Raw genomic sequence first — 23319 nt, 5'->3', positions numbered from 1 at the left:
AATGACGGGGGGCAATAGGTTTTCAAAGGTGATCGCTGCCGATCTCTTGGAATGCCTTAAATACAAGATTTATGGATAAAAACGCAGAACGGTATCGCAAGAGTCGAAAGCAAGCCAGTTAATCATCACAGTCACCAAACTCTGTGTTGAGCAAACTCATCATTCGCGTACGCTCAATCTGCCCTAACGTCCCCCACCTCAAAATTAACTCAGCAAGTTCATCATCATCCGCATAAAAATACGCAACCTGCAAGCCCAAAGCTTCTGCCAGTTTTTGCGCCAAAGAGTAGGGTGGCTCGTGGATACCAGTTTCGTACCGGCTCATACGAGCGCTAGCTGTGTGCTCATCCAACCCAATCGCCCATCCAAGCCGGTCCTGGGGGATACCGAGTCTCTGCCGTGCACTTTTCAATCGTTTGCCGAATACTGTCGACGGTTGCTTCATTACCATCCTACGATAATCGTAGGATCAGCTTGAAAAATCTCTACGAAGAACGTAGAATTGTCATTTCATTTTCTAACTTGGATGCGCTCTTCTCACTCAACGCATTTCTGAACTCTAACGGCAAGGCATGCAGTAGGAGCCATTGCATTTATCAACAGTCCCTGCAGGGACGTGCCTTATCGTTAAGGCCGCAAATTCCAAGCAATAGAGTTGCCCGCTAAAGCATCAACCAGATGCGGACGATGGGCCGAGCAAATTGCAACAATGACCATAAAAACCACATATAAGCTTTATACTGCAGGGATTTCGTCCCAAGCGAAGGCAGTAATGAATGCCACAGTTAAATATGCTGAAGAAAGAAAGCAAACTCGCCTCCACAATATGTTGATAGTTGACTTTTGTAATTTTTCCGGCCTTGACGTTAACACCCCCGTACCACAAGTTATAAACTTGATGAAACAAGCAAGAAGGGCAATATTTTCTGTCGAAGTTGTCGATGTAACAGGCTCTAGAAAAGAGGAGATTACATCAGGAAGTTGGCCTCTTTTTTCTTTTATCTCAATAACAAAAACTCATATTTCGTTCGAAGTTTGCTGCAATATGTGGGAAGAGATACGACCGTGCGACAAGTTATGAACTTAATGAGACAAGCACGGAGATAGGCCCCCCACGGACGACGATTAGCCGAAAATCATCATCCGTTTTACTCTCCGAGCTGCTGGCCATTTGCCATAATTAGCCTTTCTTCCGACGGGCCGTATCGTAGACAGGCACTATGTCGTCAGTACTTTCGCGCATGGAGTGAGGCAGAGGCTCATTGAGCTTTTTTTCAGACAGACCGTGCTTTCCTGCGTTGTGCACCCATACAAAAAACTTAGCACGATAGTTGTTGCACTCAATGGTGAGACGTTCGTTTTCTGCCTGAAGTCCGTCCAGCCTCTTCTGCAGAGCCTCAACTCGACTATCGGCTGGAACGGGACGGCCCGCCTCAAGCTGAAGCGAACGCTTACGAAGGTTGAACTCTTGAGTGATTTTCTTATGGTTGGCAAGTGCCTGCCGAGTGTATTCAGCACCGATACCCTTCTTTATGGCGGCAATTAGTAGGTCCCAGGTCAGCTTCCCGGTCCAATCGGAAAGAATCTCATGTACCACTTCGATGACGTCGTCATCAATGACCCTCGCTCTACTTTTTGCCATTTCGCAACCTCTCTAGCAGCTTGTTCTTTTTCGGCTCGCCTAGCTTCTCCTGCCGTAAGAAGGCGACCTGTTCAAATCGGGATGCCGACCGTACTTCGCTAAGGGCAACTAGCGCTCCATCGGCTATGGCTGGGTTCTCCAATATCGATACGAGTTGCTCGCAGTGGACCAGAGTATTTCGATGATGTACAACCCACCGAGACGCGCCGTACTTTGACTGCTGTTCGGCCGCCTCAGCCTGCGCAAGAAGGACTTCGGTTTCGTCGCGCAGGCGTCGGATATTTGCAAGCTTCACCTGCGCGCCTTTAACGCAGATGTGCTCGTGGCAGTTCAGACAATCTCGATGAATTGGGCAAGGGGACGATGCGAAATCGTGCCTGCACATGCCGTACAGCGTGGCATGAGCCGTACCCGTTATCAGATTTCCAGTAGCATCGTCGCGGTGCGCTACGACACGAATTTTCGGTATCTCGGTGACGCCCGCAAATAACTGCGACCCCACAGCGACGGCGATTGCCCTAGTCTTGCTAAGAATTTCACCAGAGGAGACGTGGTCATACGCCGAGTTCTGGGAGGGGTCGGCGCGGCCGGACCACATTGCAATATCCAGCTGAGAAGCACCGTTAGACTGAGCCAAAGTATTAAGGTAGTGCCGGGCCTGATGCGAACGCATCTCAAGGGCGGTGCCGTCACGCTCTTTCAAACCGCGCCGCTCGAAGATGGAGTTCGCACTACCACTGCTGGTCAAACGCGATGTGATTTCGCCAGGCGAAATTCTGTCGATAATGCACGAGTAGGCATTCAGCTTCTCGTCAAGGTCAAAGCGGCAGCATATAAACAGACTATCGCTGTACTTCAGTCCAGCTGTAGGCTCGCAGATGTCCTGGGGAAGTTTCCCGAGCACAACCCTTTCAATGTCCTTGAATAGATAGTGCTTCGGTATAACGGGCTTGACCTTTTCGTTGACGCAAAACTTTCTCATAGGCCGCGGCCGACCATAGAGCATTAGGCCAACCTCTTCTTCGCTGACGTATTGCTTTTCACGCAGGTATTCACACTCTGGTAACAGGTAAATCTCGTGCGGATGAGCCTCATACCATAAAGCAGCCTGCCTAGCTTTGCTCGAGGCTTCTTTAATGTTCTTGATAGCCCTACGAGCAACCGACTCCATAGTTGGCAAAATCCATCGCACAGAGTCGTTAAATCCCTTGGAACCAGGCTCCCGCAGGCCGTAGTGCGGCTTTTGCTCACTGTCGTACTCGACCTCACACTCGTAAGGCAGCCTTACGACTTCGTTGATACGCTGTGGAAAACAGTACATCACAGCAAGGGCAGAGGTCACGAACAGCTCCGCAAGCGAAGCTGGCGTCTGAAAGATGAATGCTAGGGCTTCGATTGCCTCTTTGGAAGGAAGCTTCTCATCCCTTGCTTTGTCTGCTTCGGCACCGACTCGTATACCTGTATCACTCGGTCTTCTGAGCGGATTAACCCAGGCCATCTTCATTTGACACAAGCCCTGTTCGAGCAAGAAGTCGCCTATTTTTTCAAGCTGCCCAGCAATCTTTGGTGCGGTCATGGCCTGATAGTCCCGCTTTATGACTCGACATGCGGCAACGAAGACATCGTATGTCGCGTGATTTACCTTACCATTGAGTCCTTCTATGCATAAAGCATGGTCCAGGACACGCAGGGCGGCAAGCCGATTTGACCAAGTTGTACTTCCCTTGAGGCTCAAAGAGTAGCGGAAATAGGACTTCGCAAAGCCGACAAATCCAGGCGACATGGCCGGAAGGTCATTTCGAGACCGCGCGGCGTCGTAACTAGAGAAAATCGCGCGCGACTTTTTGTTAGAGCCCTTAGTGGGGTACGTAGCCGTGATATCCCAGACATCGTCATCAAATTGCAAGTCCACCCCAAAAAGAACAAGCTCGTGACGACAGTACTTTTCGAAAGCCGCCAGGTTGTGTTCGGCAGACAACTCGGCCTTAGATTTAAATAGAAGAACATCACTCATCGATTTCTCCTACCAACTCAGCCTTCATACGCGCACATTCATCCATGACGTTCTTGATAGCTATTATCGTCAAATCATTCACAGCCGCCATGCGCTCCCCGCCAATTTCGAGCATTTCCTCTCGCTCTTTCGTCAACTGCTCATAGAGTTCGCCATGTGGGGCATCAACCCACGCTTCAAATTTAGGGCAGGTATAGCAGGCGATAGGGGCATGGAATTGGCAGTTATAAATCGTGCCGCAGTTGCCTACACCCATACCGCTATTCTTGTAGTCAATAATCTGACTACTGGAATCTTCGAAGCGCGTCGCATCAGAGAGTTTGGTTATAACTGTTCCGACAAAAGCTTTTGCGATAGGAGCCAAATCCTTTGCCAATTTTTTGTCTAGCCGCTCTGCGATTTCCGGTATAACGGCTACATAACACTTCACGTTTTGCGTATCAACGTGACCCAGAATCTCAGCGATAACCAACTCGCCGAACCCCTCTTGGGCAGCCCGCGTGCCCAGCGTGTCCCTGAAGCGACCGATAGCCATGTGCATCGGCTCTGAGGTTCGAGGGCTTATTGGCGCGATTGCTGTCAAGGCTTCTCTAAAGTGTGTTGCGAGGCTGGTGGAGGTCCAATGCTCGGCGAAATCACCGTCCAGTTGAACCAAACTAGAGTCGATATCGGTCGGAAACATCGGTGCGTTCACGCCGAGTACTGGATAGCTAGCCTGTACCTCGAGCGCATAAGCAAGGAACTCCTCGCCAAACTGGCGAAGGAGCGGGCGTACCAAAAAATCATCACGAACAACGGCGCCGCGTTGTTTCGCCTTCGGAATCGAGACCTCATATGACAAGGCGCCGTCACCGTCCTTTCTAACCACCAAGTCACACACCTTAAGGGCACAATACTGGGAAACTCGCTGCCCAGTCAGCATAGCTAGCCACGTCAAGAAATAGAATTTCGGCACGATTCGACCATCGGCGTAAGCCAAGTTCAAAGCTTGAGAGAGCTGCTGGATTTCAAACTCCGTAAATGGTCCTTCGATTGGGTCCTGCGTTAACACAGCATGCCCTTTCTTGTTACCCTTCTTGCGCATACTCTTAAGGAGCTGGACGGCGTCCTTCGACAGCCCAGGCAGTCCCAAGTCATCCCACCTTGTAACTAGAGCCGACAAGTGCGTATCAATGCCGAGCCTACTTCGATGATAAGCAATGAAATTCAGGATGTGGGCTTCAGTAACCTGCCCAACTTCGGCAATGGCAGTCAGCTCTATCACGTCAGCCAATCGGTTAAAGCTTCTGTACATATTGACCGCATATGACGGAGCATTGACTTCAAGAAAGTTGATTAAAACCAGCTTGACGTAAAGAATAAGCGGCGTTACCTGAACAGGTAAATCCGCGAAATTCATATAGACAGTGTAAATTCCATCAACAAATTTCCAGTGCTCTTGGTCCGGATGAAACGTGGCGCCGCTGCGAAGACGAACGGTCGTGGGAAGCCCGATGTCAAAGAAGCTTCGCTGAGCGGCAGTAGCTATCGGAAAGTTCATTTGTACACTTTCCCTTGCAAGGCCGTCAGAACTTCATTTGCTTTTTGTTCGATATAAGCCTTCGTATAAATTTGGGAGGTTTGTGAACCCTTTCCCCAACCCATAAGATAGTTTTGAATCAACTGAACCAAAGGCGCTTCCATCCCCTCACAAAGTTTCGCGAATCGGTCATTGATAGTGTGGCGCAAGACGTGAGCAGATAGCTGAACGAATTCAGGGAACGCACGGCGGAGAGACGAAAATAGATAATCGATGCCATTTAAAGCCAACTCGTTCCCTTCATCTGAGACAATTAGATACGGGTTGTACCCAGCCAATCGGCGGGTCGGCCGGACGTCTTGTATGTAGTGCAGCAATAGCTGGACCATCTCGTCGTTAAGAGGCAGCACCCGGGACAAAGTTTTGGTGGTAGCCGGGCGCCCACGGTCGTCATCTTCATCATCGGTCCTCTTAGCAATGAAGATAAGGCCATTTCGCAGATTTATGTCCTCCAGCTTCACTCCAAGCAATTCGCCCTTACGAATGCCCAAGCCGTACAGCAGTTTTACGACTAGCTGATTGCGATGCCTGACGAACTCGCTCTTCCATGGGTTACCGGGAAAATCAACATTGGTGACTTCAAAGAGCCGTACATCTGCTTCCTGGGGCAGGCCCTTTCGGTCAGATTTTTTGGGAACCACAGGCTTTTTCAGCCTTAATGCATTGAGCGTAAGTTCAGTAGCTTGGTTGAATTCAGATTTTTTGATGGGAAGGTTTTGCAGCCGGGCACGGCCCGCGAAGTGCTTAAGAAAGGCAATGATGTAATGCAAGCGGATAACAGCGGTCTTGGAGCGGACCGACTCCTCTTTCGAACGCGTGAATCGCCCTTTTCGACGCCGCGCAACTGCCAGCGAAATGACTCCCGTTGAGGAGTCAGCAAGTGCTTCCTTCCGGGTTTTACAGCGGTCGGAGATAGCCTCTACCTCAGATTGCCTCAGCAACTCGCCAGCACGAGCTCGCTCTAGGAGGGAGACCTTCTTCTCGTGAAGGACTTCGTAAAGGAGCTGTACCGCGCGGATTGCAGAGTCGATGGTCTTAGTCTTGAGCGCCTGTCCTCGCAAATGCAGCGCAAAGGCTGCAGCCTCAAAATCTCCAAGCAAAGTAGAATTACTCACAAGCAACGGGAGTCGTTCACCATCCCCGAAGGCAACCAATCGCACCGCATATTCGCTCATTTGCGTTTACACTTCCTCAACTAGGTAATAAAAAATTATACCTTTCAATGAGAAAAACTGTAAACGAAAAAAACGTCCTGCAAATCAATGACTTGCAGGACGTTGTTTACGAATTAGGCTTATTGGGTCCTAGAACGGGATGTCGTCGTCCATATCCGAGAAGTTCGGTGCTGGCTTCGGTGCCGGGCGTGGCGCCGGTGCCGGGGCTGGGCGCGGGGCCGGTGCCTGGCGCGGGGCCGGGGCTTCGTAGCCACCACCACCGCCGCCGCCGTAGCTGTCATCGCCACCGCCGGCGTCGCCGCCCATGCCGGAACGACCGCCCAGCATTTGCATCTGTTCCGCGATGATGTCGGTTGCGTACTTCTCGACGCCGTCCTTGTCCGTGTATTTACGGGTTTGCAGACGGCCTTCGACGTAGACGGACGAACCTTTTTTCAGGTATTGGCCGACGATTTCCGCCAGGCGGCCGAAGAACGAGATACGGTGCCACTCTGTCAATTCTTTTTGTTCGCCCGTGTTGCGGTCCTTCGATTTGTACGAAGTGGCCACGGCGATGTTGGCGATCGCGTCGCCGCTAGGCATGTAGCGGATTTCCGGGTCACGGCCCAGATTGCCGACGATGATGACTTTGTTGACTGATGCCATGAATAACTCCTGATGAACTGCAGCGGGAGCCGGTGTCCCGCGCGTTAGTTTAGTGTACTAAACGAGGATTATAAGCGACCACGCGGCGCAAAGCACCCGCTTTCTGGCGGACGCCCTCTCCCGTGCGGCAGCACGTTTTTTTCACGGCAGGTGAAAACAAGAAACTTGAATACTGGTATTATATACAGTGTTTAAACGTCTGCACGCATCTGTATCAAACTTTGTCAGGGCACGTTCGCCTGGCGGCGCAATCCGCCCGTGGCTGCCCCAGGCATGCAGAGCAAAACCCGGCTATAGTTACAGGTTGACCCGTTGTGGCTCCTCATCCGCACCCAGGCACAATGCGCCGGCCGCACCACTCACTGAAAGCAAGGCAATCACATGGAACAGATCCGCATTCGCGGCGCTCGCACGCATAACCTCAAGAATATCAATCTCGATTTGCCGCGCAATAAGCTGATCGTGATTACCGGCTTGTCCGGCTCCGGCAAGTCTTCGCTAGCCTTCGACACCTTGTACGCGGAAGGGCAGCGCCGCTATGTCGAATCGCTGTCGGCCTATGCGCGCCAGTTCCTGCAATTGATGGAAAAGCCCGACGTCGACCTGATCGAGGGCTTATCCCCCGCCATCTCCATCGAACAGAAGGCAACTTCGCACAACCCGCGCTCGACGGTGGGCACCGTGACGGAAATCCACGATTATCTGCGCCTGCTGTATGCGCGCGTGGGCACACCCTACTGCCCCGACCACCCGGAAAACGCGCTGGCGGCCCAGTCCGTATCGCAAATGGTCGACGCCGTGCTGGCCATGCCGGAAGACACCAAGCTGATGATCCTGGCGCCCGTCGTCGCCAACCGCAAGGGCGAACACGTGGACCTGTTCGAGCAGATGCAGGCGCAGGGCTTCGTGCGCTTTCGCGTGCAGAGCGGCACGCATGCGGCCAAGATCTATGAAGTCGATGATCTCCCGAAACTGAAGAAAACGGAAAAACACACGATCGACGTCGTCATCGACAGGATCAAGGTGAACCAGGAGATCAAGCAGCGCCTGGCGGAAAGTTTCGAGACGGCCCTGCGTCTGGCCAATGGCCGCGCCATTGCCTACGAAATGGATACCGCCCAGGAACACGTGTACTCCAACAAGTTCGCCTGCAATGTGTGTGGCTATTCCCTGCAGGAACTGGAACCGCGCCTGTTCTCGTTCAACAACCCCATGGGCGCATGCCCCGAATGCGACGGCCTGGGACACATTGAATTCTTTGACCCGAAACGCATCGTCGCGTTCCCGAACCTGTCGCTCGCTTCCGGCGCCGTCAAGGGCTGGGACCGCCGCAACCAGTTTTACTTCCAGATGCTGTCGAACCTGGCCGCGTATTACGAGTTCGACTTGGACATGCCGTTCGAGCAACTGGACTTGAACTCACAGCAAGCCGTGTTGTACGGTTCCGGCAAGCAAGTGATTCCGTTTAGCTATGTCAACGAACGGGGCCGCACCGTCATCAAGGAACACACGTTCGAAGGGGTGGTCAACAATCTGCAGCGCCGCTACCGCGAGACGGATTCGATGGCCGTCAAGGAAGAGCTGGCCAAGTTCATCAATGAAAAATGCTGTCCCTCATGCGATGGCGCGCGCCTGCGCGTGGAAGCGCGCTTCGTCAAGGTCGGCACGGGCAAGCAGCAACGGGCCATCTATGAAGTGGCGGCAAAACCGCTGCGCGAGACGCTGGAATTCTTTGAGAAACTGAAACTGACGGGCGCCAAGAAAGAGATCGCCGACCGCGTGGTCAAGGAAATCATTTCGCGCCTGAAATTTCTCAACAACGTGGGCCTCGACTACCTGTCGCTGGACCGCAGCGCCGACACTCTGTCCGGCGGCGAAGCACAACGCATCCGCCTGGCGTCGCAAATCGGCTCCGGTTTGACGGGCGTCATGTATGTGCTTGATGAACCGTCGATCGGCCTGCACCAGCGCGATAATGACCGCCTGATCGAAACGCTGAAACACTTGCGCGACATCGGCAACAGCGTGCTGGTGGTCGAGCATGACGAAGACGCCATCCGCACGGCCGACTATATCGTTGACATGGGCATCGGCGCGGGCGTGCACGGCGGCGAAATCATCGCCGAAGGCACCCTGCCCGAAATCTTGAAGAACAAGAAATCGCTGACAGCGCAATATCTGAACGGCAAGCTGAAAATCGCCGTGCCCACCAAGCGCCACGCCAGCAATCCGGAGAAGCAGCTGGTGATCACGGGCGCGACGGGCAACAACCTGAAAAAGGTGTCGCTGAGCTTGCCGGTGGGTTTGATGACCTGCGTGACGGGCGTGTCCGGTTCAGGCAAATCGTCGCTGGTCAACGATACCTTGTATCCTGCCCTGTCGCGCCATTTGTATGGTTCGCAGACGGAACCGGCGCCGCACGATTCGATCAGCGGCCTGGAGCATTTCGACAAGGTCATTTCCGTCGATCAGGCGCCGATCGGCCGCACGCCGCGCTCGAACCCGGCCACGTACACGGGCTTGTTTACGCCGATCCGCGATTTGTTCTCCACCGTGCCAACGGCCAAGGAACGCGGCTACAGCGCGGGGCGCTTCTCGTTCAACGTCAAGGGCGGACGCTGCGAAGCGTGCCAGGGCGATGGCGTGATCAAGGTCGAGATGCATTTCTTGCCCGACGTCTACGTGCCATGCGACGTCTGCCACGGCAAGCGCTACAACCGCGAAACCCTGGAAGTGCAATACAAGGGCAAGAACATCACGGAAGTGCTGGGCATGACGGTGGAAGAGGCGCATGAATTCTTCAAGCCGGTGCCACTGATCGCGCGCAAGCTGCAAACCCTGCTCGACGTGGGCCTCGGCTACATCAAGCTGGGCCAGAGCGCCACCACCCTGTCCGGCGGCGAAGCGCAGCGCGTGAAATTGTCGCTGGAACTGTCCAAGCGCGACACGGGCCGCACCCTGTACATCCTCGATGAACCGACGACGGGCTTGCACTTCCACGATATCGACTTGCTGCTGAAAGTCATCCACCGCCTGCGCGACCAGGGCAACACCCTCGTCATCATCGAGCACAACCTCGACGTCATCAAGACGGCCGACTGGATCGTCGACCTGGGTCCCGAAGGCGGCGCCGGCGGCGGGCAGATCATCGCCACGGGCACGCCGGAAGACGTGTCACTGAACCCGGCCAGCGTGACGGGCAAGTACCTGGGGCCGCTGCTGAAGCAGTAACGACGGCAGCGCAATAAAAAACGGCGCGGATTGCTCATGCAATCCGCGCCGTTTCTCTTTTTGCTAGCACCCCAGTCATTGCCGGCGTGTCATTTATCGCACGCCAGTCTTTGCCGGCGTGTTTCTCCCCCACTACAACTCTCAACACCTGACAAGCTACTGCGCGGCGCGCTTTGCGGCCTGCGATGCTCACCGTACTAAAGTACGGTTGCGCTTCTTAGCCACAAATCACTGCCGCTCGCTACGCTTGTCATGTGCCGCTTTACGTTAACTTACTTACGCACTCAGCCGCTTTTCCAGCGCAGCCTTGTTATCTGCCAATTCTTGCGGCAGATGATACGCGAGTTTTTCAAACAACTCCGTATGCAATTTCAATTCTTCCACCCACGCGGCCTTGTCGATCGAGGTGATGGTGTCGAACTGTTCCTGCGTGAATGGCAAGCCATCCCAGTTCAGGTCGCCATACTGCGGTGTCGTGCCGAACAGGTTTTCCACACCGCCCGCCTTGCCTTCGATACGCTCGAGCATCCATTTCAGCACGCGCATATTGTCGCCAAAGCCAGGCCAGACGAATTTGCCAGCCTCGTCCGTACGGAACCAGTTGACGCAATAGATCTTCGGCAAGGCGGCCGGGTTGACCTTGCCCACCTTGACGCCCATGTCCAGCCAGTGCTGGAAGTAATCGCTCATGTTATAGCCGATAAACGGCAACATGGCAAATGGATCGCGGCGCACGACGCCCATCTGGCCCACGGCGGCAGCCGTCGTTTCCGAGCCCATGGTGGCGGCCATGTAGACGCCTTCAACCCAGTTGCGCGCTTCCGTGACCAGCGGCACGGTGGTCGAGCGGCGGCCTCCGAAGATGAAGGCCGAGATCGGCACGCCGGCCGGATCGTCCCAGGCAGCGTCGATCACCGGGTTTTGCGTAGCAGCAACAGTGAAGCGCGCGTTCGGGTGCGCGGCCTTGGTGCCGGACGCAGGCGTCCAGTCCTTGCCCTGCCAGTCGATCAGGTGACTTGGTGCTTCCTTAGTCAAGCCTTCCCACCAGACGTCGCCATCGTCCGTCAGCGCCACGTTGGTGAAGATCGTGTTGTCGCGCATGGACGCCATGCAGTTGTAGTTGGTTTTTTCGTTGGTGCCCGGCGCCACGCCAAAGTAGCCCGCTTCCGGGTTGATGGCGTACAGGCGGCCATCGGCGCCCGGCTTGATCCAGGCGATATCGTCGCCGATGGTGGTCACTTTCCAGCCGTTAAAACTTGCTGGCGGGATCAGCATGGCGAAGTTGGTCTTGCCGCAAGCCGACGGGAAGGCTGCCGCCACGTAATGCTTCTTGCCTTCCGGCGATTCCACGCCGAGGATCAGCATGTGTTCGGCCAGCCAGCCCGGGTTGTTATCGGCCGATTGCGCTTCCTGGTAACCCATGTTCGAGGCGATGCGCAGGGCGAAGCATTTCTTGCCCAGCAAGGCGTTGCCGCCGTAGCCCGAACCGAAGGACCAGATTTCACGCGTTTCCGGGAAATGCACGATGTACTTGGTGCTGTTGCACGGCCATTTCACGTCGGCCTGGCCAGCGGCCAGCGGGGCGCCCACGCTGTGCACGCACGGCACGAACTCGCCATCGGTGCCCAGCACGTCGTACACGGCACGGCCCATGCGGGTCATGATCTTCATGTTGACGGCGACATAAGGCGAATCGGACAGTTCCACGCCGATGTGCGCGATTGGCGAGCCCAGCGGGCCCATCGAGAATGGCACGACGTACATGGTGCGGCCGCGCATGCAGCCGTCGAACAGGCCGTTCAAGGTATGGCGCATTTCGCCTGGTTCGGTCCAGTTGTTCGTCGGGCCGGCCGCTTCTTTCGTTGCCGAGCAGATATACGTGCGGTCTTCGACGCGGGCCACGTCGCTCGGGTCGGAGCAGGCCAGGTAGGAATTCGGGCGCTTTTGCGCATTCAGTTTTTTCATGGTGCCACTGGCAACCATTTCGGCGCACAGGCGCTCGTACTCTTCTTGCGAGCCATCGCACCAGTAGATGCGCTCTGGCTTGGTCAGCGCAGCAATGTCGGCCACCCAGTTGATCAGTTTCTGTTGTTTAATATAAGCTGGGACGTTGAGTGCGGCGACGCCACCCATGACGGGCTGATTCATATTACCTCCAATACCAATAAAAGAAATTCTGGTCGTTCTGCAAGACAGGCAGCATCGTTGAGAGGTGGCTGCGGCTCACTGCGGGCGGCGTGTTCACGCGGGCAGGGCTCTGGTGTCGTGTCAGCCGCGGCGTTCGCGCCAGCGGCATTTACCTGGATCATGCTCCCAGGCTGCAAGAACAGTTTGCGCTATAACTATAATCAGGAAGCTTCAAAAGTGCCGGCGATTGTACACCCGCCAAACAGCTATTCTCGCAAAAATGTAGGAGAATAGCTTGACTAATGTAGTAGGCTATTCAGCATTTCCCGTATCCTGTTATTTCCCTACCAAATCCTCGCTAAAATCGGCCATCCACCATGAAAATTGCCATACTTGATGATTACCAGGATGCCGTGCGCAGCCTCGATTGTTTCCAGTTACTCGATGGCCATGAGGTCAAAATGTTCAGCAATACGGCGCGGGGCCTGGGTCAGCTGGCGATCCGTCTGGCGCCGTTCGATGCGCTGGTGCTGATCCGTGAGCGCAGCAGTTTCAACCGGGCCTTGCTGTCGAAACTGCCGAATCTGAAACTGATTTCGCAAACGGGCAAGGTCAGCGGACACATCGATGTGCCGGCCGCCACCGAGCTGGGCATCGCCATCGCGGAAGGCATCGGCTCGCCCACGGCACCGGCCGAACTGACGTGGGCGCTGATCATGGCGGCGCAGCGCAAGATCGTGCCGTACGCGCAACATTTACAGGAAGGGCTGTGGCAAACGTCATCCATCGAGCCGGCGCGCAACACGCTCGGCACGGTATTGAAAGGGCGCACCCTGGCCATCTGGGGCTACGGCAAGATCGGTCAATTGATCGCCGGCTATGGCCGCGCCTTCGGCATGACCATCCTCGTGTGGGGCAGCGAAGCGAGCCGCGCGGCAGCCGTGGCGGCCGGCGATACGGCGGCAGAATCGCGTGTAGCCTTCTTCGAGCAGGCAGATGTGCTGAGCTTGCACCTGCGCCTGTCCGACAAGACGCGCGGCCTGGTCACAAAAGAGGACCTGGCGCGCATGAAACCAACTTCCCTGTTCGTCAACACCAGCCGCGCCGAACTGGTCGCCGATGGGGTACTGGAAGCGGCACTGCCGCAGGGACGCCCGGGCGCCGCAGCGCTGGACGTGTTCACGGACGAGCCGCTGCCGCCAGGCTCGCCATTGCTGCTGCTGCCGAACGTGCTGGCCACGCCACACCTGGGCTACGTCGAGCGTGACAGCTATGAGCTGTATTTCCGCTACGCCTTGCAAAACATCGTCGATTTTACGCAAGGTCAATGCACGCGCCTGCTCAATCCCGAGGCATTGCAACACGCGCGGCAAGCCCCTCAGGAGCGCTGAAAGCCCTTCAACAAATCGGGCTCGCCCGTGATGCGGATGGCGGGCGCGGGCAGCACGTGCCGGCCGCGCCACAGGCCGGCCCAGCCGGGCGGCCAGGCGATGTCCGGCCCACCGTACGGCGCCACGCCGGCGCGCACGGCGACGACCGGCACGGGTGGCATGTCTTGCAAGGGCTCGCCTGGCGTGCGCTGCATGTCCAGGCTGTACATGTAATTGGGCAATAAAGCATCGCAGACGCGGCCAAACCAGTCGCTATGGTCGTCGTCGCGCCCTAGCGCCTGCGCCAGGCCTTGCGGATCGAAACGGGCCAGGGCATCGATCAGCTCGCCAGTAGTGGCGCCCGGCGTATCGCCCCAGCCCATCACGGGGTTGACGTTGTAATCGGCGCCCGAGCCGTACCAGCCTTCGCGCCAGGGCCGCTGCATCCAGTCGCGCGGCCCCGCAAACAAATGCCAGCGCCAGTGCAGGCCGGAAGGCTTGGGCCAGGAATACAGATACAGTTTTTGATAGCCGGCCTGGTGCAGCTCGCGCACCATGGCCATCAGGCGTGCATGCGGCATGCGGTCCGGCGGCGCGCGGCGAAACAGGATCGCTTCGCCATCGGCGAATTGCACGTCATCGGTCGACAGGTTCAGGTCCAGGGTCCGCGCTTCGCTGCCGAAACGGGCGGCGATCCAGCCCGTCAGCAAATTGACGGACGTAATCACCCCGTAGCCGCGGTGGCGGTGAAAAATGACGGTGCCGGGAGCGAGCGCTTTCATACGGAGTCGGGGTGGCAGGCAAACAAAGAAACCAGTGTACTCACAGATGGCCAAATTTTCCAGATGCGGTGCTGGCACAGGGCGGCAGGCACGCTGCCCCATCTGCGGCGGCATTCACGCAACGGTGCCAATCCACGCTATCATGCGCGTCATTCTCCACTGACATCGTGACCACATCATGACTTTGCGCATACTCGCCACTGGCGGCACTTTCGACAAACACTACAACGAATTGAACGGTACCCTGGGCTTTTCCGACAGTCATTTGCCGGCAGCGATTGCCCGCGCGCGCATGACGGCGCCCGTGGCGCTGGAGCAACTGCCCCTGCTCGATTCGCTCGACATGCAAGATGCGGACCGCCAGCGCGTGCTGGCCTCGTGCCGCGCGGCACAGGAAAAAGCCATCGTCATCATCCACGGCACCGACACCATGCGCGAAACGGCGCAAGTGCTGGGCGCGGCGAACCTGCAGCAAACGGTGATCTTGACGGGCGCCATGATTCCCTACGAAATCGACAACTCCGATGCCTTGTTCAACCTGGGCTTTGCCTGCGGTGTGGCGCAAACCTTGCCAGCCGGCGTATATGTGGCCATGAATGGCCAGATCTTCGCCTGGGACAATGTGCAAAAGAACCGCGCCGCCGGCGTGTTCCAACCCTTGTAAGCCTTTGGCAGACGGGGCGCGGCAAGCAGACCGGCACACGGTCTGACTGACACTCTGTCACAATTCGACCAGCCCGTTTTAACGGGCTTTTTTTACGTTTTTTTACCTTTCATAAATTCTGCAAAGCAATAGTTTTTCTCGAATTATTGTAGGTAAAACATCGAATTGCCAATAGAATAATTTTATGTTGTAAAAAAACACCATTGATCATTTTTAAAAACGACGATATATATAAATATAAAACTGTAATTTAACAGTTAAATTAAATATTCTTCTGTATCCACAATTTATTGCCAAATCCGACACGGTTGAGGTGCATTTTTTCTTGCTGAGACGACATAATGTTTGCCTCGACAAGTAAGAAGTGCATTTATAACAATATTGCGCTAAGTAGTCTTCCACCTCCCCCAGACGTGGTTCCGCCTACCGTACACGCCTCCGCTGGCCATCCATCCGATGGCTTGAGCGGTGCTCGTGTACTGCTTGTCGTTATTAAAACTACTACGGAGTAATTGTTATAATGGCATTTAAAGAAAAAATTGGCGTGCGCAGCGTACGCCTGGCCCTGACCGTCCTGGCAGGTAGCGTCTTGTTCTCTGGCCAATCCATGGCGGACGAAGCAATTCAAAAAGTTGAAATTACCGGTTCGAGTATCAAACGTATCGCCGTCGAAGGCGCACTGCCAGTGCAGCGCCTGACGCAAGAAGCGATCGCCCGTACCGGCGCTACCACCGTGGCTGACCTGGTACAAAGCCTGCCAGCCATGCAAGGTTTCACCATCGGCGCCGTGGCTGCCGGTTCCAACTCGGGCGGCCGCACCAGCGCGTCGATCCATGATATCGGCGAAAGCTACACCCTGGTCCTGTTGAACGGCCGCCGCATCGCGCCACAAGGCTCGGGCACCTCCGTCAACCTGAACGCCATTCCAATGAGCGCGGTTGAGCGCGTCGAAATCCTGACCGACGGCGCTTCGGCACTGTACGGCTCGGACGCTATTGCCGGCGTGATCAACTTCATTCTGAAGAAAAATGTCCAAGGCGGCACTCTGGAAGCCACCTATGGCGGCCCGGAAAATAAAGGCGGCAACGCCTGGAACACCAACGTCACCTACGGCTTCGGCGATCTTGACGAAGACCGTTTCAACGTGCTGGTATCGTACCGCCACGATGAGCAGTCGAAACTGCGCGCAACGGACCGTTCGTTCGCCCGTTCGTCGTTCATTCCTGTCAGCTATGGCGGCAAGAACTACATCTACGACCGTACCAGCACCTCGACCGCGCCAGCGAATGCCACCGTTGCGTTCAACAATAGCGCGACGCAACCGATCATGTTCAATCCGTACCTGGCAGCCAGTGGCGCCAGCAACGATTGCGGTCCGACCAACTACGTCACGGCAACCAATAGCAAGGCTTGCGGTTTCGATGGCGGCTCGACGGTTGAAATCGTTCCAGAATCGAAACGCGACAGCCTGTTCGCTCGCGGTACCTACAAACTGACGGACAACCTGAATGCGTTTGCCGAAGTGGCCCTGTCGCGCTTTGACCTGACGGCACGTATCGCCGCCAACCCGGTACCGATCAGCATCGCCAAGAACAGCGCACTGTACAACCAGTACGTGCGCCCAGGCCTGACACAAGCACAGCATGACGACGTGAAATCCGTTACCGCCAACTACCGCATGGTCGACTGGGGCACCCGCGCCAGCAACACCATCACCGACACCAAGCATTTCGTCGTCGGCGTGGAAGGCGAAGTCGGCGAATGGAACGTGGAATCGGCCCTGACCTGGTCGCAAAACGCGATCGACGAGCGCTACGTGGGCGGCTATGCCAAGAACGCCGACTTCGTCAAGATGCAGAGCAATCCGCAGTTCAACCCATTCTTGCCAGCCGGTAACGCATCGCCAGAACTGCAAAAGCTGATCAACGATTCGCAATTCAACGGTTCGATCCGTACGGCATCGACCACCATGCGCGGTATCGATGCGCACGGTTCGCGCGAACTGTTCACCCTGCCAGGCGGCAAGGCCAATATCGGTATCGGCGGCGACTACCGCGAATACAAGTACGAGCAATCGCCAAGCGCCGGTGCCAGCACCAGCACGATCTACAACTTCAACACCTCGCCACGTTACGACCTGAGCCGCGAAACCTACGGCGTGTTTGCAGAGTTGCTGGCACCTGTCACCAAAACGGTGGAAGTGAGCCTGGCTGGCCGTTACGACACCATCACCAAGATCGACAACGGCGTGGTGAACAAGTCCATCGGTAAAGACCAAAGCGCCAGCACCTACAAAGTGACGGCACGCTGGCAGCCAGTGCAGCAAGTACTGCTGCGCGGTTCGTACGGCACGGGCTTCAAGGCACCGAGCATGCTGGACATCGGCCAGCCGCTGGTCAACAACGGCTTCACGGCAAAACCATGGAACTGCCCGTTCCCAGGCGACGCCATGTGCCGTCCAGCAGCAACCCAGTACAACCAATTGGCTGGTGGTAACGAAAACCTGAAACCGGAAAAATCGAAGCAATACACCGTCGGTTTCCGTATCGAACCTAGCTCGGCATTCTCGTTCGGCGCCGACCTGTGGGACGTGAAGATCACCGACGCGGTCTCGGCCGTCAGCGAAACCCAGGCCTTCGGCAATCCAACGCTGTACAAAGACCTGTTCGGCACCTACATCGAGCCATCGACCGGCCTGCCTTACTTCGCCTTCAAATCGCTGTCGATGAACATCGGCCAGACGCATAACCGCGGTATCGACTGGGACATGACGGCGCGTCATCGCTTTGATTTCGGTAACCTGACGGCCAACCTGAGCGGCACCCACATGCTCAAGGCTGACTACACCGTGCCAGGCACCAAGAATCAGTGGACGACCAACATGAACTACTTCGGCATCACCGATGCAGTCACGTTCCGTAACCTGGTCAAGCTGAACATGAGCCTGGAAACCGGCAAACTGACCAGCACCATGGTTGTCAGCTATCGTAACGGCTACACCGATGCAGCCGCTTCGGTACTGAACGTCGATACCAGGAAACTGGAAACGATCCGTCTGGAAGTTCCTTCGTACACCACCGTCGATCTGCAAGGCCGCTATGCCTTCAACTCGGCTGTGACGCTGCGCGCTGGTATCAAGAACCTGTTTGACCGTGAACCGCCTCTGTCGCTGCGCGCTTCGTCGGGCCACCAGGTTGGCTTCGATCCACGCTACGCCGATCCAATGATGCGTTCGTTCTACTTCACCGGTAGCTACAAGTTCTAATTTGATGTCTTAAATTAGATTGTCCTGAAAGCGCCTTGCACTTCACCGTGCAAGGCGCTTTTTTATGTTGCAACATATTGCACAGGCGAAAAAAAAGGAGCCGCAGCTCCTTTTTTTGTAGCAGCATGGCTGCTGTTACGCCGTCGCTTCGCCGCCCAATGCCTCGACCACGTCGGCCATCAGCTTGCTCAGTTCGCCCGTCATCAGCATCACGTCGCCGTCGAAACGTTCTTCGTCGTTCTTCGTGCTCGATTCCGTTTCCTTGATCACGTCCAGCGGCTTGACGCTCTTGATGGCCAGCGATTCCGTCAGCACAAACGAAATCTTGTCGTTCCACGTCATGGCCAGGCGCGTGCACTGCTTGCCGGCCGCGATGTGGCGGCGCACGTCGTCCGCTTCCAGGGTGTGGCGCACGTAGCGCACGGTGGCCTTGCTTTCGCCCGTGGCGCGCAATTCCGTATCCATGTCGACCGTGAAGCCGGCAGGCGCATCGTCGGCCTGCAGCCATTCCGTCATCACCGCCACGGGCGAGCGCTGCACGCGCAGGCTTTCCAGCGGCAGCTTGTCGACGGCTTTCAACAGCAGCTTGATGACTTCATCGGCCTTTGCCGGGCTGGCGGCATCGACCACCAGCCAGCCATTGACGGGGTCGATCCACGTCCAGACGTTGCTGCGGATGCTGAAGGCGCGCGGCAGCAACTCGTCAGCCACGCGTTCCTTCAATTCCTTCATGGCTTTCTTGCCAGGCGCAAAGCCTTGTGCTTCTTCCATCTCGGCAGCGCGGGCCTTGGCCACCTGATTGATGACGGTCGCTGGCAGCAGTTTCTTTTCCGTGCCCAGCAAGATCAGCATCTGCTTGTTGACCACATGGACCAGGCCGCCGTTCGGGCGTGGCGTATCCCAGCCCTGGCGCATCAGATCCATGCTGGTCGCCGGCGTAAATTTGTTCGAGGACAAGGCCTCTTCCAGTTGTTCTGGCGTATAGGCCCATGGTGCGGGCAGGCGGTAAATCTGAAGATTCTTGAACCACATAGTTTTTGTCTTCCGTTTGTTTCAGTAGTGCCAGGGGAACGCCATTCTACACTTTCGACACGGGAATGCCGTCAAAAGCGCGGACTGGCGCGGTGTTGTTGATGCATGGGGAATGCCGCTACAGGGCGGGAAACAGCTCCGCCTGGGCGGGCGCCTGCCGCGTCACGATGGCCGGATCGGACAAGGTCGAGATGCGCACGCCCAGCAGGCGGATTTTCTTTTCAAATGGCACGCGCCGCAAGCAATCGCGGCTGGCGCGCAGGATGGCGGCCGCGTCCGCCGTGGCGCTGGGCAAGGTGATGTCGCGCGTGACGGTGCTGAAATCCTCGAAGCGCAGCTTGATGCCCACCGTGCGCCCCGCCAGCGACTGCTTGTCGAGGTCGCCCGCCACGCGCGTGCACAGGCTTTCCAGCTTTTCCGACAGGGTGGCGCGGTCGCGCACCACCTGCAAGTCGCGCTCGAACGTCGTTTCGCGGCTGACGGACTTGGTTTCCCGGCTCGTCTGCACAGGCCGGTCATCGATGCCCAGCGCCGCCTGGCGCAGCCAGCCCGTGTACAAGTCGCCAAACTGCGTGCGCAGCATGGCCATGTCGGCCCGTGCCAGCTCGCCGATGGTGACTATGCCCAGGGCCTCCAGCTTGGCCGTCGCCTTCGGGCCGATGCCATTGATCTTTTTCGCCGGCAAGGGCCACACGCGCGCTTCGATATCCTCGGGCTGCAAAATGGTGAGACCGTCCGGTTTTTCCAGGTCGGAACAGATTTTTGCCAGCAATTTGTTGGGCGCCAGGCCAATCGAGCACGACAGGCCCGTCGCCTCGGACACGGCCGCCTTCAGGCGCGCCGCCATGGCCGGCGCCTGCTCGCCATACTCCGTCAGGTCGACATAGATTTCATCGATGCCCACGTTCTGGATGATGGGGCACAACTGGGCCACGGCCTGCTTGAAGCGCGCCGAATACTCGCGGTAAGCCTCGAAGTCGGCCGGCAGCAGGATGCTGTCGGGCGCCAGCTTGGCCGCCTTCATGATGCCCATGGCGGAAAACACGCCAAACGCGCGCGCCGCATAGGTCGACGTGGTGACGACGCCGCGCCCCACATAATCGCGCATGCGCGCAAACTGCCGCGTGCCGTCTTCCTGCAGCACGGGCTGCTGCAAGCGCCCGCCGCCGATGACGACGGCTTCGCCGCGCAGTTCCGGATATTTTAATAGTTCCACTGAGGCAAAGAAGGCATCCATGTCCAGGTGGGCAATCCAGCGGCGGGTTTCAGGCAATGTAAGGGCAGATGTGGTCAAGGGCACCTCGCGGCGGGATGCTGTCGGATACTGTAATTATATACAGTATCACTGCAAATGTCCGTGGATGCAAGCGCCGGAACGGTATTGACTGAAATCATGATTGGCTTTTCTATTTAGCAAGAATAGAATCGCTGCACAACAACGAAACCTAGGGAGTTGCCTTGTCCACAGCACATCACGCTTCGCGCCGCCGGTCCGCCTGGTTATCCATCCTGCCGGCCCTGCTGCTGTCCACGCTATCGCCATCCGCGCTGGCCGACACCAGCCCCCTCGCCACCGCGCCTGTCGCCGCCAGGACGGCGTGGCAGGAAACGCGCCACGGCACGGTCGTCACGGACGACTACCGCTGGCTGCAAAAGAAAACCGATCCTGCCGTGATCGATTACCTGAATGCGGAAAACGCCTACACGGCCGCCGTCACGGCCCCGATCCAGCCGCTGGCCGACAAGGTGACTGCGGAGGTCAAGGGCCGCATGCAGGAAGTGGACCTGTCCGTGCCTGCGCGCCAGGGCAATTTCTACTATTACACGCGCACGGAAGCGGGCAAACAATACCCGATTCACTGCCGCCGCCCCGTCGGCAAGAACGGCGCCTACGATGCGCAGGCGGCTGAGGAAATCTTGCTGGACCAGAATCAATTGGCCGAAGGCCAGAAGTTCTTTGCCGTGCGCGCATTCAGCATCAGCCCGAATGAACAGTTGCTGGCCTACACCACCGACACGACGGGTTTCCGCCAGTACGAGCTGCATGTCAAGGATTTGAAGACGGGCAAGTTGCTGGGCGACAGCATGCCGCGCGTGACATCGCTGGCCTGGGCGGCGGATAACGCCACCCTGATGCTGACGCAGGAAGACGCCACGACCAAGCGCGCGGACCGATTGTTCCGCCTGCCGCTGGGCGGCACCTTGCAGCAGGTCTACCACGAGCCGGTGGAACAGTTCGCCATCGGCGTGAGCCGCACGCGCGACCATCGCTACTTTGTGCTCACCGCGCGCAGCACGGATACGAGCGAAGTGCTGCTGCTGCCAACGAGCACGCCGCAAGGCACCTTTCAATCCGTGCTGAAACGTGAAAAAGGACACCGCTACGGCATCGAGCACCGCGATGGCCAGCTGTATATTCTGACCAACAAGGAGGCGAAGAATTTCCGTGTCGTCAGCGCGCCGCTGTCCGCGCCGCAGCCGCAGAACTGGAAACCCGTCGTGCCGCACAACAAGGATGCCGTGATCCAGTCCATCGACGTCTTCCAGGGCTACCTGGTGGTGATGGAAAAGGCCCGTGCCCTGAACCGCGCGCGCATCCTTGATTTCGCGCATAAAAACTGGAAAACGGTGCAGTTCGACGACCCCGTCTACCTGGCGACATCCGTCGGTACGCCGGAATTTTCCTCCACGCAATTTCGCATGTCCTACCAGTCGCCCGTCACGCCGCCCACCGTCATCGACGTCAGCATGCAAGACGGCAAGCGCACGGTGCTGAAGCAGCAGGAAATCGTCGGCGGCTTTGACGGCAGCCGCTACACCACGCAGCGCCTGTGGGTGAAGGCGCGCGATGGCGTGCAAGTACCGCTGTGGATCGTCTACAAGAAAGGCGTCAAGCTCGACGGTTCCGCGCCGCTGCTGCTGTACTCGTATGGTTCGTATGGCATTTCCACGGAAGCCAGTTTTGCCATCAGCCGCATCAGCCTGCTGGACCGTGGCGTCATCTATGCGCAGGCGCATATCCGCGGCGGCACCGACATGGGCGAAGCCTGGCATGAAGACGGCATGCTGATGAAGAAGAAAAACACCTTCAATGACTTCATCGACAGCGCCGACTACCTGGTGCGCGAAAAATGGACCAGCCCGAACCGCCTGATCATCCAGGGCGGCAGCGCGGGCGGCTTGCTGATGGGCGCCGTCGTCAACATGCGCCCGGACCTGTTCCACGCCGTGCATGCGGCCGTGCCGTTTGTCGACGTGATGAACACCATGATGGACGCCAGCCTGCCGCTGACGACGGGCGAGTACCTGGAATGGGGCGACCCGAACCAGAAGACGGCCTACGACTACATGCTCAGCTACTCTCCGTACGACAACATTGCGCGCAAGAATTACCCAGCCATGCTGGTGACGACGGGCCTCAACGACAGCCAGGTCATGTACTGGGAACCGGCCAAGTATGTGGCCAAGCTGCGCGCGTACAAAACGGATGGCAATCCCCTGCTGCTGAAAACGAATATGGGCGCCGGCCACGGCGGCGCCTCGGGCCGCTATAACGCCATCGCCGAGAATGCGTTCAATATGGCGTGGATGCTATCGCAATGGGGCATTACAGAGTAAAGTGAAAAAAGCGCTTGCAGAAGGATTTCGCCCGTCCTATAATAGCGCCTCTTCCAGACGTGGTGACAAACGTCGGGATGGTTTTCTGAGACAAGCAACGGGTGCTTAGCTCAGTTGGTAGAGCGGCGCCCTTACAAGGCGTAGGTCGGGAGTTCGAGCCTCTCAGCACCCACCA

The 23319-nt window shown here is 57.0% G+C and carries 16 protein-coding genes and 1 tRNA gene; 7 read left to right on the top strand and 10 right to left on the bottom strand.

What is annotated here, in order from left to right; translation table 11 throughout:
• Nucleotides 1-118: 118 nt before the first annotated feature.
• On the bottom strand, nucleotides 119-445 hold the full coding sequence (locus IGS58_RS27660) for a helix-turn-helix domain-containing protein (RefSeq protein WP_329958025.1): 327 nt from the start codon (nucleotides 443-445) through the stop codon (nucleotides 119-121).
• Nucleotides 446-709: 264 nt separating this feature from the next.
• On the opposite strand from IGS58_RS27660, the gene IGS58_RS27655 reads away from it, so the two are divergent.
• The gene (locus IGS58_RS27655) at nucleotides 710-1081 is read left to right on the top strand and encodes a hypothetical protein (RefSeq protein ID WP_230523196.1); all 372 of its coding nucleotides are present in this window, start codon (nucleotides 710-712) and stop codon (nucleotides 1079-1081) included.
• A 99-nt stretch (nucleotides 1082-1180) separates the two neighbouring features.
• Here the strand turns inward: IGS58_RS27655 and IGS58_RS27650 are convergent, their stop codons facing one another.
• From IGS58_RS27650 to ssb, 5 genes are all read right to left on the bottom strand, one after another.
• The gene (locus IGS58_RS27650; RefSeq protein WP_230523195.1) at nucleotides 1181-1642 is read right to left on the bottom strand and encodes a hypothetical protein; all 462 of its coding nucleotides are present in this window, start codon (nucleotides 1640-1642) and stop codon (nucleotides 1181-1183) included.
• A complete protein-coding gene (locus IGS58_RS27645; protein ID WP_230523194.1) occupies nucleotides 1629-3656 on the bottom strand; it encodes an integrase in 2028 nt (675 codons plus the stop codon). The genes IGS58_RS27650 and IGS58_RS27645 overlap by 14 nt, the downstream gene beginning before the upstream one ends.
• A complete protein-coding gene (locus IGS58_RS27640) occupies nucleotides 3649-5196 on the bottom strand; it encodes a site-specific integrase (protein ID WP_230523193.1) in 1548 nt (515 codons plus the stop codon). The genes IGS58_RS27645 and IGS58_RS27640 overlap by 8 nt, the downstream gene beginning before the upstream one ends.
• Nucleotides 5193-6410: a tyrosine-type recombinase/integrase gene (locus tag IGS58_RS27635; RefSeq protein ID WP_230523192.1), complete on the bottom strand. Its 1218-nt coding sequence runs from the start codon at nucleotides 6408-6410 to the stop codon at nucleotides 5193-5195. Before IGS58_RS27635 ends, IGS58_RS27640 begins: the two co-directional genes overlap by 4 nt.
• Before the next feature lie 129 nt (nucleotides 6411-6539).
• Nucleotides 6540-7055, bottom strand: coding sequence for a single-stranded DNA-binding protein (gene ssb, locus IGS58_RS27630; RefSeq protein ID WP_230523191.1), 516 nt, complete (start codon nucleotides 7053-7055; stop codon nucleotides 6540-6542).
• A gap of 381 nt (nucleotides 7056-7436) precedes the next feature.
• Between ssb and uvrA the strand changes: the two genes are divergently transcribed.
• The gene (gene uvrA, locus IGS58_RS27625; RefSeq protein ID WP_230523190.1) at nucleotides 7437-10286 is read left to right on the top strand and encodes an excinuclease ABC subunit UvrA; all 2850 of its coding nucleotides are present in this window, start codon (nucleotides 7437-7439) and stop codon (nucleotides 10284-10286) included.
• Between the two features lie 276 nt (nucleotides 10287-10562).
• Here uvrA and IGS58_RS27620 read toward each other — a convergent pair whose 3' ends face one another.
• Nucleotides 10563-12434 carry a phosphoenolpyruvate carboxykinase (GTP) gene (locus tag IGS58_RS27620; RefSeq protein WP_070280132.1) on the bottom strand — a complete coding sequence of 624 codons (1872 nt, stop codon included), beginning with the start codon at nucleotides 12432-12434 and terminating at the stop codon, nucleotides 10563-10565.
• A gap of 356 nt (nucleotides 12435-12790) precedes the next feature.
• Here IGS58_RS27620 and IGS58_RS27615 point away from each other — a divergent pair, with 356 nt between their 5' ends.
• A complete protein-coding gene (locus tag IGS58_RS27615) occupies nucleotides 12791-13804 on the top strand; it encodes a D-2-hydroxyacid dehydrogenase family protein (RefSeq protein WP_230523189.1) in 1014 nt (337 codons plus the stop codon).
• Here the strand turns inward: IGS58_RS27615 and IGS58_RS27610 are convergent.
• Entirely contained in the window at nucleotides 13792-14565 is a 774-nt protein-coding gene (locus IGS58_RS27610; RefSeq protein ID WP_034781196.1) for a hypothetical protein, read from the bottom strand. The genes IGS58_RS27615 and IGS58_RS27610 overlap by 13 nt on opposite strands.
• Nucleotides 14566-14743: 178 nt before the next feature.
• Between IGS58_RS27610 and IGS58_RS27605 the strand changes: the two genes are divergently transcribed.
• Together IGS58_RS27605 and IGS58_RS27600 are read left to right on the top strand one after the other, a co-directional pair.
• Nucleotides 14744-15229 carry an asparaginase domain-containing protein gene (locus tag IGS58_RS27605; RefSeq protein WP_034781194.1) on the top strand — a complete coding sequence of 162 codons (486 nt, stop codon included), beginning with the start codon at nucleotides 14744-14746 and terminating at the stop codon, nucleotides 15227-15229.
• 520 nt (nucleotides 15230-15749) lie between these two features.
• The gene (locus tag IGS58_RS27600; RefSeq protein WP_230523188.1) at nucleotides 15750-18494 is read left to right on the top strand and encodes a TonB-dependent receptor; all 2745 of its coding nucleotides are present in this window, start codon (nucleotides 15750-15752) and stop codon (nucleotides 18492-18494) included.
• Nucleotides 18495-18629: 135 nt separating this feature from the next.
• Here the strand turns inward: IGS58_RS27600 and IGS58_RS27595 are convergent, their stop codons facing one another.
• Entirely contained in the window at nucleotides 18630-19526 is an 897-nt protein-coding gene (locus IGS58_RS27595) for a recombination-associated protein RdgC (protein ID WP_034754435.1), read from the bottom strand.
• A 118-nt stretch (nucleotides 19527-19644) separates the two neighbouring features.
• Nucleotides 19645-20799, bottom strand: a complete 1155-nt coding sequence (gene dinB, locus IGS58_RS27590; protein WP_034781190.1) for a DNA polymerase IV — start codon at nucleotides 20797-20799, stop codon at nucleotides 19645-19647.
• 185 nt (nucleotides 20800-20984) lie between these two features.
• On the opposite strand from dinB, the gene IGS58_RS27585 reads away from it, so the two are divergent.
• Nucleotides 20985-23144 (top strand): S9 family peptidase, encoded by a 2160-nt coding sequence (locus tag IGS58_RS27585; RefSeq protein WP_230523187.1) that lies wholly within the window; start codon nucleotides 20985-20987, stop codon nucleotides 23142-23144.
• 99 nt (nucleotides 23145-23243) lie between these two features.
• A tRNA-Val gene (locus IGS58_RS27580) sits at nucleotides 23244-23319 on the top strand.

This window comes from Janthinobacterium sp. EB271-G4-7A, assembly GCF_020858075.1.
GTDB classification, from domain to species: Bacteria; Pseudomonadota; Gammaproteobacteria; order Burkholderiales; family Burkholderiaceae_D; genus Janthinobacterium; species Janthinobacterium lividum.
This window is presented reverse-complemented; position numbering and strand designations above follow the sequence as displayed.

Excerpts from the sequence above, each read along its gene's own strand:
- IGS58_RS27660 (WP_329958025.1), bottom strand. The coding sequence starts at position 445 with ATGAAGCAACCGTCGACAGTATTCGGCAAACGATTGAAAAGTGCACGG.
- IGS58_RS27655 (WP_230523196.1), top strand. The coding sequence starts at position 710 with ATGACCATAAAAACCACATATAAGCTTTATACTGCAGGGATTTCGTCC.
- IGS58_RS27650 (WP_230523195.1), bottom strand. The coding sequence starts at position 1,642 with ATGGCAAAAAGTAGAGCGAGGGTCATTGATGACGACGTCATCGAAGTG.
- IGS58_RS27645 (WP_230523194.1), bottom strand. The coding sequence starts at position 3,656 with ATGAGTGATGTTCTTCTATTTAAATCTAAGGCCGAGTTGTCTGCCGAA.
- IGS58_RS27640 (WP_230523193.1), bottom strand. The coding sequence starts at position 5,196 with ATGAACTTTCCGATAGCTACTGCCGCTCAGCGAAGCTTCTTTGACATC.
- IGS58_RS27635 (WP_230523192.1), bottom strand. The coding sequence starts at position 6,410 with ATGAGCGAATATGCGGTGCGATTGGTTGCCTTCGGGGATGGTGAACGA.
- ssb (WP_230523191.1), bottom strand. The coding sequence starts at position 7,055 with ATGGCATCAGTCAACAAAGTCATCATCGTCGGCAATCTGGGCCGTGAC.
- uvrA (WP_230523190.1), top strand. The coding sequence starts at position 7,437 with ATGGAACAGATCCGCATTCGCGGCGCTCGCACGCATAACCTCAAGAAT.
- IGS58_RS27620 (WP_070280132.1), bottom strand. The coding sequence starts at position 12,434 with ATGAATCAGCCCGTCATGGGTGGCGTCGCCGCACTCAACGTCCCAGCT.
- IGS58_RS27615 (WP_230523189.1), top strand. The coding sequence starts at position 12,791 with ATGAAAATTGCCATACTTGATGATTACCAGGATGCCGTGCGCAGCCTC.
- IGS58_RS27610 (WP_034781196.1), bottom strand. The coding sequence starts at position 14,565 with ATGAAAGCGCTCGCTCCCGGCACCGTCATTTTTCACCGCCACCGCGGC.
- IGS58_RS27605 (WP_034781194.1), top strand. The coding sequence starts at position 14,744 with ATGACTTTGCGCATACTCGCCACTGGCGGCACTTTCGACAAACACTAC.
- IGS58_RS27600 (WP_230523188.1), top strand. The coding sequence starts at position 15,750 with ATGGCATTTAAAGAAAAAATTGGCGTGCGCAGCGTACGCCTGGCCCTG.
- IGS58_RS27595 (WP_034754435.1), bottom strand. The coding sequence starts at position 19,526 with ATGTGGTTCAAGAATCTTCAGATTTACCGCCTGCCCGCACCATGGGCC.